Genomic DNA, 11915 nt, shown 5'->3' with positions numbered 1-11915 from the left:
GCGGGGCAGGCTGGGGTCGGGTCGATCAGGACGAAATCGTTGCCATCCTACGACAAAGATCCCCTACTGGTCGTCACGGGAAGTCTCCCCTCCTTCTCCGATAGGTCTCCCTTTCCCCACAGAGTCGGAGGATTCCCCTCCCCAACCCCTCCCAGCGGGAAGAGTCCCCTCCCCACAAGGGGGAGGGGCTTAGCCGCCCACCGCCGGCTTCACAGCATGAGCAAGGCGATGCCCCGGGTCTTCTCCCCCCTTGTGGGGGAGATGGCCGGCAGGCCAAAGGGGGTAGCTTCAGACGGACACCCTCCCCTCTGCCGCAGATATTCGACTTGGAGACAAGAGCCTCACCCATGAACCGCCCGACTATCCTCCGGCGCCTCCTCCCGCTCTTGAAGCCCGTAGTCCCTCAGCACATGGGCAACCCGCAGGCGATAGTCGGCGAAGACGCCGCCGCGGCCGGCCATTTGCGCCTGGCGGTGCTCCTCCGTCTCGCGCCAGCGGCGCACCGCGGCTTCGTCGCGCCAGAAGGACAGGGAGAGTAACTTGCCGCGCACGGTAAGGCTCTCGAAGCGCTCGACGGAGATGAAACCGTCCATCGTTTCGAGCCTGGCCCGCAGGTCACCGGCGAGGTCGAGATAGCGGTGCCGCTCGCCGAGATAAGGCGTCACCTCGAAGATGACCGCGATCATGGCTGCACCATGAGCGCAGGGAGCCCGGAGACGCACTTGAGGAAGAGCCGGTCCTCCTTCAGGATGAAGCGGGCATTGCGGGCGAATTCGTAATTGGCCTTGCCGAGCGGGTCGGCGGCCAGCCGGGCGCGATAGGCTTCGTAGGCTGCGAGATCCCTGACGTGGTAGATGCCGTAAGCCGTGGTGGCGGAGCCCTCATGCGGGGCGAAATAGCCGACGAGATCGGCGCCGCAGCGCGGGATCGCCTCGCCCCAGTTGCGGGCATAGGTGGTGAAGGCATCCTTGGCGAATGGGTCGATCTCGTAGCGGATGACGCAGGTGATCATGGAGTTTCCTTTCATGCTGTAACCCAGTTGATACCCCCTCCTCGCATATTGCCCGACGGCAATGCTTCGATTACGATCGAAGCATGAGCGAAGGACCCGACATTGCCCGCCTCGCCGCCCTGATCGGCGATCCCGCCCGCGCCAACATGCTGCTGGCGCTGATGGACGGGCGTGCGCTGACCGCCACCGAGCTTGCCGGCGCCGCCGGCATCGGCCTGCCGACGGCCAGCTCGCATCTCGCCAAGCTCGAGGAAGGCGGGCTTCTGGCCCAGCGCAAGCAGGGCCGGCACCGCTATTTCACGCTGGCCGACCCCGCTGTCGGGCGCATGATCGAGGGTCTGATGGGCTTTGCCGCCGCGCGCGGCCATGTGCGCCACAAGGCGGGGCCGAAGGAGCCGGCGCTGCGCAAGGCGAGGATCTGCTACGACCATCTCGCCGGCGATTACGGCGTGCGCATGCTCGACAGCCTGCGAAGGCTAGGTGCCATTGCCGGCGAGGAGGAGCACCCGCAGCTGACGCCCGTCGGCGAGGCGCTGGTCTGCGACAACGGCATCGACCTTGCGGGCATCAAGGCGCAGCGCCGGCCGCTCTGCCGCGCCTGCCTCGACTGGAGCGAGCGGCGCATCCATCTCTCCGGCGCACTCGGCAAGGCGCTGCTCGCCCACTTCCTCGACCACGGCCATGCGCGGCGCGCCGCCGGCAGCCGGGCGATCGTCTTTTCGCCGGAGGGCGAGCGGCGGTTTGCGGCGATGTTCCCGCTGCCGTGACAGGACCAGCCTGATCGATCCGGACGACTGTCGCAGGAATCAGGGACACCGTCCCGGTGTAGCGCCGCGTCAGCAGTGTCGGGCGGCCTCGGCCGATACGCCCCTTGCGAAGATACCGACCATACGGTATCTTTCTGAACAATTGTCCGTTTTCGGAAAGAAACCCTGATGAACCCCGTACTTCTCGCCTACGGCTCGCTGGCCGGCGCCATCGTCTGTGAAGTGGCCGGCACCGCCTTTCTCCAGCAATCGGCGCAGTTCACCCGGCCCTGGCCGACGGCTGCCATGGTCGGGCTCTATATCGTCTCGTTCTACCTTCTGTCGCAGGCCTTGAAAGGCATGCCGCTCGGGATTGCCTATGCCATGTGGGGCGGGCTCGGTATCATCCTGACCGCGATCATCAGCGTCACCCTGTTCAAGCAGACGCTCGACATGCCGGCCCTCATCGGCATCGGCATGATCGTCGCCGGCGTCGTGGTGATGAACACGTTTTCCAGTGCGGTCGCGCACGGATGAGCGACAATGCCTACAGCCGCAAGAAGCAGCCCGAACAGGTGCGCCGCGCCCTGCTCGACTGCGCAGCGACGCTGGCTGTCGAGAACGGCCTTTCCGCCGTCACACTGCAGGCCGTCGCGGACGCCGCGGGCGTGACCAAGGGCGGGCTGCTGCATCATTTCGCCAGCAAGCAGATCCTCATCGAGGCGGTATTTGCCGATCTGCTGGCGGAACTCGGCCGTGAGATCGACGGCTACATGACAGCGGATGAGGAAGCCTATGGCCGCTTCACGCGCGCCTATGTGCGCGCCGCCTTCGCCGATCACGAACTCGGCCTGCGAAGCCCCTGGGCCGCCTTGTCTGTTTCGCTGATTGCCGAGCCGGCGCTCCGCCAGCTGTGGTCGGACTGGCTGGAAGCCCGGCTTTCGGACCATCGCGGAACGGACGGCGCTCCGATGCTCGAAATCGTCCGGCTCGCGGCCGACGGAGTGTGGCTCGCCGACCTCTTGCAGCCGGACACCGGCCCGCGACGCGACCTGACCGGCCTCAGATCCCATTTGCTGTCGCTCGCCTCGGGAATGGCCGTGCCCGCCGTGTGAGCATCGACTTGGCGATTGTTCTTTGCCGCCGCCTCGTGTAGGGGAAGCGCCTTCCCAGGACGACAAGACGGATCTTTCCATGAGCGGTTTCGACCTCACCATCTTCGATTGCGACGGCGTGCTCGTCGATTCCGAAATCATTGCGGCCAAGGTCGAATCCAAGCTGCTCGCCGAGGCCGGCTATCCCATCTCGGTCGAGGAAATGGGCGAACGCTTCGCCGGCATGACCTGGAAGAACATCCTGCTTGCCGTCGAGCGGGAGGTCGACATTCCGCTTTCGGCAAGCCTGCTCGACAAGTCGGAAAAGCTGGTCGACCAGCGCCTCGCCCGCGAGGTGAAGATCATCGAGGGCATTCAGTTCGCACTCGCCCGGATCAAGGGACCGCGGTGCATCTGCTCCAATTCTTCGGCCGAGCGGCTCGACATGATGCTGACCAAGGTCGGCCTCAAGGACTTCTTTGCGCCGCACATCTTTTCGGCCAAGGATCTCGGCGCCGACCGGGTCAAGCCGAAGCCGGACATCTTCCTGCATGGCGCGGCCAAGTTCGGCGTTTCGCCGGACAAGGTCGTGGTCATCGAGGATTCGGTGCACGGGGTGCATGCGGCGCGCGCCGCCGGCATGCGGGTGATCGGCTTTACCGGCGCCTCGCACACCTATCCGTCGCATGCCGACCGGCTGACGGACGCCGGCGCCGAGACGGTAATCTCGCGCATGGTGGACCTGCCGGCGGTGATTGCCGCCATGGAGGAATGGGCCGGCGTATTCTGAAACGAATGGCAGCCCCGCGACCCCGGCGAGGCCGGGCGTTCAGATCTTCAGGCTGAGCGCCGAAGGCATGACCTCGACGCGCAGCCGGTCGAAGGCCAGCGCCTCGCCATCCGCCTCGATCGACACAGGCCGATCGCCGAGCGGCTCGATGTCGATGACCCGGCCGCGATGGAAACTGATTAGCGGGTGGCCGACATGCGAGGCGGAGTAGAGGCGCGCCAGTATGCCGAGCACCCCCATCTTGCTTGCGCCGCGCAGGATGCCGATGTCGAGCAGGCCGTCGGCCAGATCGGCGAAGGGCACGACATGCATGCCGCCGCCGAACCAGGCGCCGTTGGCGACCGCCGCAACCGTCACCGGCCCCTTGAATATTTCTTCCCCGTCGACAGTCACCCGCACCGTTTCGGGCCGGTAGCGCAGGATCTCACGCACCGAGCACAGAAAGAAACGCAGAGAGCCGCTCGCCACGCGCCGGCCACGACCGTTGACGGCCTGAACGATGCGGCCTGAAACGCCGACGCTGGCGATGTTGGCGAAGTGCCGCGCCTCCTCTTGCCCGCCGAGGGAAGGACCGGTCAGGCGCGCGACGTCGATCCGGCGCACCGGCGCCTCCGCGATCCGGCGGACCAGGGCCTCCGGATCGCGCGGCAGAGCGAAGTTGCGGGCGAAATCGCATCCCGTACCGGTGGGGATGAAGGAAAATGCCGTACCCGGCCTCGCCGATCGCATCAGGCCGTCGACCACGTCGCCGATCGTGCCGTCGCCACCGACGGCGATGATGAGGTCGCACCCCGCCTCGACCAGTTCGATCGCCAATCGTGCGGCGTCACCGCTGCGCGCGGTTTCGCGAACCTCGCGCTCGCCGAAATGCGTGGCCAATGCAATACTGATGCCCCGCCATCGCGCGCGGCCGGAACGGCCGCCCGAGACGGGATTCCTGATGACGCCGATTTTCACCCTTGCCCCCCGGCATTCGGGTGTCAGCGACGACGGAGACAGGCGCGTTTCACGGCGCTGTTCGCCTGATGAAACGCGGCGTCCGCGATCGCTTCCCCTTGCTGATTACTTCTTCTTCGTCGGTCCTTCGTCAAAACCGATGTGAACCTTGGTGAGACCGCCGATCTCGCCGGGCACGGTCACGTCCTTGGTGAAGACGAACTGGGTCGCCTGGGCGACATCGGTCATGGTGACCGGGAATTGGGTCAGTTCGGAAAAGACGACTTTCTCGCCTTCCGTCACGGCTACCCGGATCGGCAGATTGAACTGTCCCGGCTTGCCCTCGGGGCCGGCCACCAGCCTGCCCTGAACCATGGCGGTGATAGTCAGCGTGGTTTCCGAGCGCGTGCACGAACGTGTCGTATCGGCCAGCGAGGCCTGGTAGACGACCTTGGCCGGATCGTCCTTGGCGCCCTTGGCGTAGACCCGATGGTAGGCCGTGCCGTCGCGAAGCGTGATCGGCGGGCAGAAGCCCTGAACGGCTGCCGCCGCGTTGACTGCCGGCGTCGCTGCCGGCTTGTCGGCGGCCGAACCGAGAACGCCTCCCGGATTGCCGGCATTGCAGCCGGAAAGAAGCATCAACAAGGACGCGGCCAAGATCCCGCGCGATACGTTCACAGACACGATACTCCAACCTTCCGCAATGCAGGCTTCGATAAGCCAGAAGCCATTCGAATTGAGGCCTTTTCATGCCCCTTGTCGATGGTCTATACCAGCGGCGCTGTAAAAAATCGATTGGGTCGCCGGTGTTTTGGTTTAATTTTCAACGGCTGCGGGCCATCCATGCACCGGGCGAGCCCCTCGGCGGCGACCCGCTGCTGATGGGTTTGAATATCCCGCCCCCCATCGCCGGCATGAAAAGACCCGTAACCACGCCCGGAATGGCGTAAGCCTCCGGGCCCCGGACAGGCCTTCCTTCTTCAAGACCAAGGACAAGCATCGTGGACTACATCTCGACCCGCGGAGAGGCAAAAAGCCTCGGTTTCTGTGACGCACTTCTCGCCGGGCTTGCCCGCGACGGCGGCCTCTACGTGCCGCGCAAGTGGCCGCACATGACGAAGAAGGAAATCCGGGCGCTGCGCGGCAAGAGCTACCAGGAGATCGCCTTCGAGGTGCTCTACCGGTTTACCGGCGGCGAGATCGAGGCCGACCTGTTCCGCGCCATGATCGACGAGGCCTATGCCACCTTCCGCCATCCGGCCGTCGCCCCGCTCATCCAGACCGGACCGAATTCCTTCATCCTGGAACTGTTCCACGGCACGACGCTCGCCTTCAAGGACGTCGCCATGCAGTTGCTCGCACGGCTGATGGACCATGCGCTCGCCCAGCGCGGCGAACGGGCGACCATCGTCGGCGCCACCTCGGGTGATACCGGTGGCGCGGCCATCGACGCCTTTGCCGGCCGCGCCCGCACCGACGTGTTCATCCTTTTCCCGCATGAGAAGGTTTCGCCCGTCCAGCAGCGGCAGATGACCACCTCGAAGGCCGAGAACGTCCACGCGCTCGCCATCAAGGGTAATTTCGACGATTGCCAGAACCTGGTGAAGGCGATGTTCAACGACATCGACTTCCGCGATCGCCTGCAGATCTCCGGCGTCAACTCGATCAACTGGGCGCGCATCATGGCGCAGGTGGTATATTATTTCACCGCCGCGATCTCGCTCGGCAGCCCGGACCGCAAGGTCTCCTTCACCGTGCCGACCGGCAATTTCGGCGATATTTTCGCCGGCTACGTCGCCAAGAAGATGGGGCTTCCGATCGACAGGCTGGTGATCGCCACCAACGAGAACGACATTCTCGCCCGCACGCTGAAGACCGGCCGCTACGAGATGCGCGGCGTCTCGACCACCACCTCGCCGTCGATGGACATCCAGATCTCGTCGAACTTCGAACGCCTGCTGTTCGAGGCCTATGACCGCGACGACAGCGCCATCCGCGCGGCGATGGAAAGCCTCAAGCAGTCCGGCGGCTTCGAGATCAAGCCGGGCGCGCTGAAGGCGATCCGCAAGGAGTTCCGCGCCGGCCGCGCCAGCGAGAAGCAGGTGGCCTCGACCATTCGCGATACGCTGGCCGAGACCGGCTACCTGCTCGATCCGCACACCGCCGTCGGGGTCTTCGTCGCGCAGAAGTTCGAGAAGCCGTCGAGCCCGATGGTGACGCTTGCCACCGCCCATCCGGCGAAATTCCCGGCCGCGGTAAAATCGGCATGCGGTATTGACCCCGCGCTTCCGGCGTGGCTTGCTGACCTGATGAACAGGGAGGAGCGCTTCGACATCCTGGACGCCGAGCTCAAAGCCGTCGAAACCTTCGTCGGCGCGCATGCCCGACGGGAAAAATAAGAAGTGCAGAAAGACAGATCGATGAGTGTTGAGTGTACCCGGCTGCCCTCCGGGCTGACGGTCGTAACCGAGACCATGCCGCATCTCGAAAGCGTGGCGCTCGGAACCTGGATCAAATCGGGGGCCCGCGACGAGATGGAGGGCGAGCACGGCATCGCCCATCTGCTCGAACACATGGCCTTCAAGGGAACCCACAAGCGCAGCGCTCGGCAGATCGCCGAGGAAATCGAGAATGTCGGGGGCGAGCTCAATGCCGCGACCTCGACCGAGACGACGTCCTATTATGCGCGCATCTTGAAGGACGACGTTCCGCTCGCGGTCGACATCCTCGCCGACATTCTGACAGATTCCGTCTTCGACGAGGACGAACTCGGCCGCGAGAAGCACGTCATCCTGCAGGAGATCGGCGCGGCCAACGATACGCCGGACGACGTGGTGTTCGACCGCTTTTCCGAACTCGCCTATGCCGGCCAGCCGCTCGGCCGGCCGATCCTCGGAACGCCGGAAACCGTCCAGTCCTTCTCAAGCGCGGAAATCCGGGCCTATCTCGACCGCAACTACACGACCGACCGGATGTTCGTCGTGGCGGCCGGGGCCGTCGATCACGACGCCTTCGTCCGCCAGGTGGAAGACCGCTTCTCCTCGCTCAAGACCAAGCCGGAGGTCAGCCCGATCGCCGAGGCGGCCCGCTATACCGGCGGGGAAGCCCGCGAGGAGCGCGACCTGATGGACGCGCAGGTGCTGATCGGCTTCGAGGGCCGCGCCTATCACGCGCGCGACTTCTATGCCTCGCAGATCCTCGCCAACATCCTTGGCGGCGGCATGTCCTCGCGGCTGTTCCAGGAAGTGCGCGAGATCCGTGGCCTGTGCTATTCGATCTATGCCTTCCACTGGGGCTTTTCCGACAGCGGCATCTTCGGCATCCATGCGGCAACCGGCGGAGAGAACCTGCCCGAACTGGTGCCGGTGATCATCGACGAACTGCGCAAGGCTTCGCAGAGGATCGACGTGCAGGAAATCGACCGGTCGCGCGCCCAGGTGCGCGCCCAGCTCCTGATGGGCCAGGAAAGCCCGGCGGCCCGGGCCGGCCAGATCGCCCGCCAGATGATGCTCTACGGCCGCCCCATCTCCAACCAGGAAATGATGGAACGGCTCGCCGGCATCACGCCGGAACGCCTGACCGATCTTGCCGGGAGGCTGTTCTTCGAGACGACGCCGACGCTGTCGGCGATCGGACCGCTCGAGCACCTGGCCCCGATGCACGAGATTTCGGGCGCGCTTTCGGCCGGATCGACCGCTTCGCTTAAGGCCGCCGGCTGACGACGCGCCGGGATTGCATCAGATTCCGCCAGCGGGCAGCGCCCGCCGGCCGAGGCTTTCGGGGGGTTCGATGACACGTTCGGTCTTTCGGTTTCTGTCGCGGCAGCCGGAAACACCGGACCTGAACAGCGCATCGCACCGGCTGCGGCTGCCGCGCTATGACGACTTCGAGCAGTGGCACGCGCTTCGCCGCGACAGCCGCGCCTTCCTGCAACCCTGGGAGCCGACCTGGCGAAGCGACGAGTTGACCGAGCGCGCCTTTCGCGCCCGCGTCGTGCGCAACGGCCAGGAGTTCCAATCCGGGCTCGCCGTTCCCTTCCTGCTGTTTTCCCAGACAGACCAGGTCCTGCTCGGCGGGCTCACCATCGGCCTCATCCGGCGCGGCGCATCACAAAGCTGCATGATCGGATACTGGATGGGCGAACGACATGCCGGCAAAGGTCATATGTTTGCCGCACTTCAACTGGCAATTCCCTATATCTTCAGGGTGCTCGAGTTGCACCGGATCGAAGCAGCCTGTATTCCAGACAACGAAAAAAGCATCCGGCTCCTCGAGAAGGCCGGCTTTCAGCGGGAAGGTCTCTTGCGGGAATATCTGAAAATCGACGGGAAATGGCGCGACCATGCGATGCTATCGCGATTGAGCGACCGTGCCGCGGGGAACGGGAACAAAGAGAACTCATGACGTTTGACCGGAACAGGCAAGCGGTGGCCGGCCCCTGGCTGGCGGCTGCGCTGGCCACGGCGATGCTTGCGTTCGTCGCGCTTTTCTCCTCGGTGGCGCTGGCCGCGGAACCCGTGAAGATCGCCCGCGACGACACCGCGCTCGACCTGACCGCCACGACCGAGATCTACACCAACCAGGGCAATGCCTTCCAGGTATCGACCGCCGCCGGTGCCGACGGCATTCGCCGCCGCATCGAGGTGCGCGCCTCCTCGCCGGCGCATCAGGGCGACTGGGCGGTGTTCGCGCTCGCCAACGTCTCGGAGGAACAGCTGGAGCGCGTCATCGTCGCCCCGCATTTCCGCCTCGCCGGTTCGCGCATGTTCTGGCCCGACCTCGGCTCGCAGCGCATCATCTCGATCACGCCGTCGGAAGGCTTTGCGCTTGACCGCGTGCCGAGCCCGGATGCCGACGTGTTCCGAATCACCCTCAATCCCGGCTCCGTCATCACCTTCGTCGCCGAGCTTTCGACCCCCAGCCTGCCGCAGATCTATCTGTGGGAGCCGGACGCCTACAAGGACACGGTGAACGCCTTCACGCTCTATCGTGGAATCGTGCTCGGCATTGCCGGCCTGCTGGCGGTGTTCCTGACGATCCTGTTCGTGGTCAAGGGCACGTCGATGCTGCCGGCGGCGGCGGCGCTGGCCTGGGCGGTGCTCGCCTATATCTGCGTCGACTTCGGCTTCCTGGAAAAGCTGATCAGCATCACCGCCGGCGACCAGCGCATGTGGCGGGCGGGCGCGGAAGTGGTGCTGGCTTCGAGCCTCGTCATCTTCCTCTTCACCTATCTCAATCTCAATCGCTGGCACGTGCATCTCGGCTACGCCACCTTCGCCTGGATCCTCGGCCTGGCGCTCCTGTTCGGCGTGGCGATCTACGATCCTTCGATCGCCGCCGGCATTGCCCGCCTGTCGTTTGCGCTGACCGCGACGGCCGGCATCGTTCTGATCTTCTATCTCGGATTCAATCGTTACGACCGCGCCATCCTTTTGATCCCGACCTGGGCGCTGATCCTCGTCTGGCTGTTCGGTGGCTGGTTGACGGTGACGGGGCAGCTCGACAACGACATCATCCAGCCGGCGCTCGGCGGCGGGCTGGTGCTGATCGTGCTTCTGATCGGCTTCACCGTCATGCAGCACGCCTTTGCCGGCGGGGCCTACCAGCAGGGCCTGTTTTCCGACCTCGAGCGCCAGTCTCTGGCGCTGACCGGTTCCGGCGATACGGTCTGGGACTGGGACGTGGCCCGTGACCGGGTGGTAACCTCCCCCGACATTTCGCTACGTCTCGGCCTGTCGCCGGGCACCATGCACGGCCCGGCGCGCAACTGGCTGCCGAGGCTCCATCCCGACGACCGCGACCGCTTCCGCGCCACGCTCGACGTGCTGCTCGAACACCGCAAGGGTCGCCTCAACCACGAATTCCGCATCCGCGCCGAAGACGGCCACTTCCATTGGCTGAAGATCCGCGCCCGTCCCGTGCTCGGCTCGAACGGCGAGGTCATCCGCTGCGTCGGCACGATCATCGATGTCACCGAGCAGAAGAACTCGATCGACCGGCTGTTGGCCGACGCCATGCACGACAACTTGACCGGCCTGCCCAATCGCGAGGTCTTCCTTGACCGGCTGCAATCGGTGCTGACGCTGGCGAACGGCACGGAGACGGTGCGTCCGACCGTGATGGCGATCGACATCGACCGCTACAAGCAGGTGAACGACAGCCTCGGCATCGCCGCCGGCGACAACATCCTGATCGCACTGACGCGCCGCCTGCGCCGCCTGATGAAGCCGCAGGACACGCTGGCTCGGCTTTCCGGCGACGAGTTCGGCCTGATCCTCGTGTCGGAACGCGATCCTGCCAAGATCGCCGACTTTGCCGATGCCGTGTCGAAGGCAATCATGGTGCCGCTCAATTTCGCCAATCGCGAGATCATCCTGACCGCCTCGATCGGCCTCGTCTCCTGGGTCGACCAGCAGGAGAACGCGGCCGGACTTTTGTCCGACGCCGAACTTGCCATGTACCGCGCCAAGCGGGCGGGCGGAAACCGGGTAGAACCCTTCCGCCCCGCCTTCCGCGGTGCAGGCACCGACCGGCTTCAACTCGAGACCGACCTGCGCCGTGCCATCGAGCGCAAGGAACTGTCGATGGTCTACCAGCCGATCGTACGGCTGGGCGACGGCGAAGTCGCCGGCTTCGAGGCGCTGATGCGCTGGGACCATCCCAAGCGCGGCAATGTATCCCCTTCGGAATTCATCCCGATCGCCGAGACATCGGACCTGATCGAACCGCTCGGCATGTTCGCGCTCGAACGGGCGACCAGCGACCTGATGGAGTGGGAGCGACAGACGGGCGAGATCCCGGTCTTCGTCTCGGTCAACCTGTCGAGTGCCCAGCTCCTGTCGAGCGAACTCTACAACGACGTCCGCGCCCTGCTGACCAAGACACAGTGCGACCCGCACCGGATCAAGCTGGAACTGACCGAGAGCGTGGTGATGGAGAACCCGGAACAGGCGCGCCTGGTTCTGGCCAAGCTGAAGGAGACCGGCATCTCGCTGGCGCTCGACGACTTCGGCACCGGCTATTCCTCGCTCGCCTACCTAACCCGCTTCCCCTTCGACACGATCAAACTCGACAAGGCGCTGGTCAACGACCGGTCCGACAAGCGCGCCGTGCTGCTGAAATCGGTGATCGCCATGGCTTGCGGGCTGGAAATGCAGGTAGTCGCGGAAGGCATCGAAAGCGATGCGGATGCCGAGGAACTGGGCAAGCTCGGCTGCGATTTCGGCCAGAGCTATCTGTTCGGCGCACCGCTCGGCGCGGACTCGGTGCAGCGGCTGCTGAAGGAGCGCTTTCCGCTGACCAAGCGGGCTTGAGATCAAGGATCACCGGCGGGCACG

13 protein-coding genes are annotated in these 11915 nt (G+C 65.1%); 9 read left to right on the top strand and 4 right to left on the bottom strand.

Going from position 1 to position 11915, the window contains the following annotated elements:
* Positions 1-341: 341 nt before the first annotated feature.
* Together DYZ14_RS21330 and DYZ14_RS21325 are read right to left on the bottom strand one after the other, a co-directional pair.
* A complete protein-coding gene (locus tag DYZ14_RS21330) occupies positions 342-686 on the bottom strand; it encodes an antibiotic biosynthesis monooxygenase family protein (protein WP_154722564.1) in 345 nt (114 codons plus the stop codon).
* On the bottom strand, positions 683-1012 hold the full coding sequence (locus DYZ14_RS21325; protein ID WP_154722563.1) for an NIPSNAP family protein: 330 nt from the start codon (positions 1010-1012) through the stop codon (positions 683-685). Before DYZ14_RS21325 ends, DYZ14_RS21330 begins: the two co-directional genes overlap by 4 nt.
* 83 nt (positions 1013-1095) lie before the next feature.
* Here DYZ14_RS21325 and DYZ14_RS21320 point away from each other — a divergent pair, with 83 nt between their 5' ends.
* The 4 genes from DYZ14_RS21320 (at position 1096) to DYZ14_RS21305 (ending at position 3642) form a co-directional block, all read left to right on the top strand.
* Positions 1096-1779, top strand: coding sequence for an ArsR/SmtB family transcription factor (locus tag DYZ14_RS21320; RefSeq protein WP_154722562.1), 684 nt, complete (start codon positions 1096-1098; stop codon positions 1777-1779).
* 168 nt (positions 1780-1947) lie between these two features.
* Positions 1948-2295, top strand: a complete 348-nt coding sequence (locus tag DYZ14_RS21315; protein WP_154722561.1) for a DMT family transporter — start codon at positions 1948-1950, stop codon at positions 2293-2295.
* A complete protein-coding gene (locus tag DYZ14_RS21310; protein ID WP_154722560.1) occupies positions 2292-2873 on the top strand; it encodes a TetR/AcrR family transcriptional regulator in 582 nt (193 codons plus the stop codon). Before DYZ14_RS21315 ends, DYZ14_RS21310 begins: the two co-directional genes overlap by 4 nt.
* A gap of 79 nt (positions 2874-2952) precedes the next feature.
* Positions 2953-3642, top strand: coding sequence for an HAD family hydrolase (locus tag DYZ14_RS21305; RefSeq protein ID WP_154722559.1), 690 nt, complete (start codon positions 2953-2955; stop codon positions 3640-3642).
* A gap of 39 nt (positions 3643-3681) precedes the next feature.
* On the opposite strand, the gene DYZ14_RS21300 is transcribed toward DYZ14_RS21305, so the two are convergent.
* Both DYZ14_RS21300 and DYZ14_RS21295 read right to left on the bottom strand, forming a co-directional pair.
* Positions 3682-4599: a diacylglycerol/lipid kinase family protein gene (locus DYZ14_RS21300; RefSeq protein ID WP_154722558.1), complete on the bottom strand. Its 918-nt coding sequence runs from the start codon at positions 4597-4599 to the stop codon at positions 3682-3684.
* A gap of 105 nt (positions 4600-4704) precedes the next feature.
* A complete protein-coding gene (locus tag DYZ14_RS21295; protein ID WP_154722557.1) occupies positions 4705-5262 on the bottom strand; it encodes a hypothetical protein in 558 nt (185 codons plus the stop codon).
* 65 nt (positions 5263-5327) lie between these two features.
* Between DYZ14_RS21295 and DYZ14_RS21290 the strand changes: the two genes are divergently transcribed.
* The 5 genes from DYZ14_RS21290 to DYZ14_RS21270 all read left to right on the top strand — a co-directional run bounded on the left by DYZ14_RS21290 (position 5328) and on the right by DYZ14_RS21270 (position 11891).
* Positions 5328-5528 carry a hypothetical protein gene (locus DYZ14_RS21290; RefSeq protein WP_154722556.1) on the top strand — a complete coding sequence of 67 codons (201 nt, stop codon included), beginning with the start codon at positions 5328-5330 and terminating at the stop codon, positions 5526-5528.
* A 51-nt stretch (positions 5529-5579) separates the two neighbouring features.
* Complete coding sequence (thrC, locus tag DYZ14_RS21285) at positions 5580-6977, top strand: threonine synthase (RefSeq protein WP_154722555.1); 1398 nt, start codon at positions 5580-5582, stop codon at positions 6975-6977.
* Positions 6978-6998: 21 nt separating this feature from the next.
* On the top strand, positions 6999-8297 hold the full coding sequence (locus tag DYZ14_RS21280) for a M16 family metallopeptidase (protein WP_154722554.1): 1299 nt from the start codon (positions 6999-7001) through the stop codon (positions 8295-8297).
* 70 nt (positions 8298-8367) lie between these two features.
* The gene (locus DYZ14_RS21275; RefSeq protein ID WP_154722553.1) at positions 8368-8982 is read left to right on the top strand and encodes a GNAT family N-acetyltransferase; all 615 of its coding nucleotides are present in this window, start codon (positions 8368-8370) and stop codon (positions 8980-8982) included.
* Positions 8983-9044: 62 nt separating this feature from the next.
* The gene (locus tag DYZ14_RS21270) at positions 9045-11891 is read left to right on the top strand and encodes an EAL domain-containing protein (protein WP_232365625.1); all 2847 of its coding nucleotides are present in this window, start codon (positions 9045-9047) and stop codon (positions 11889-11891) included.
* The last annotated feature ends 24 nt before the right edge of the window (positions 11892-11915 follow it).

Origin of the sequence: Ciceribacter sp. T2.26MG-112.2 (assembly GCF_900492205.1) — a bacterium.
GTDB classification, from domain to species: domain Bacteria; phylum Pseudomonadota; class Alphaproteobacteria; order Rhizobiales; family Rhizobiaceae; genus Allorhizobium; species Allorhizobium naphthalenivorans_A.
Note: the sequence above shows the minus strand (reverse complement) of the source record. Positions and strands in the feature narration are given on the sequence as shown.

Excerpts from the sequence above, each read along its gene's own strand:
- DYZ14_RS21320 (WP_154722562.1), top strand. The coding sequence starts at position 1,096 with ATGAGCGAAGGACCCGACATTGCCCGCCTCGCCGCCCTGATCGGCGAT.
- DYZ14_RS21305 (WP_154722559.1), top strand. The coding sequence starts at position 2,953 with ATGAGCGGTTTCGACCTCACCATCTTCGATTGCGACGGCGTGCTCGTC.
- DYZ14_RS21325 (WP_154722563.1), bottom strand. The coding sequence starts at position 1,012 with ATGATCACCTGCGTCATCCGCTACGAGATCGACCCATTCGCCAAGGAT.
- DYZ14_RS21275 (WP_154722553.1), top strand. The coding sequence starts at position 8,368 with ATGACACGTTCGGTCTTTCGGTTTCTGTCGCGGCAGCCGGAAACACCG.
- DYZ14_RS21310 (WP_154722560.1), top strand. The coding sequence starts at position 2,292 with ATGAGCGACAATGCCTACAGCCGCAAGAAGCAGCCCGAACAGGTGCGC.
- DYZ14_RS21315 (WP_154722561.1), top strand. The coding sequence starts at position 1,948 with ATGAACCCCGTACTTCTCGCCTACGGCTCGCTGGCCGGCGCCATCGTC.
- DYZ14_RS21330 (WP_154722564.1), bottom strand. The coding sequence starts at position 686 with ATGATCGCGGTCATCTTCGAGGTGACGCCTTATCTCGGCGAGCGGCAC.
- DYZ14_RS21280 (WP_154722554.1), top strand. The coding sequence starts at position 6,999 with ATGAGTGTTGAGTGTACCCGGCTGCCCTCCGGGCTGACGGTCGTAACC.
- DYZ14_RS21270 (WP_232365625.1), top strand. The coding sequence starts at position 9,045 with ATGCTTGCGTTCGTCGCGCTTTTCTCCTCGGTGGCGCTGGCCGCGGAA.
- DYZ14_RS21290 (WP_154722556.1), top strand. The coding sequence starts at position 5,328 with ATGCCCCTTGTCGATGGTCTATACCAGCGGCGCTGTAAAAAATCGATT.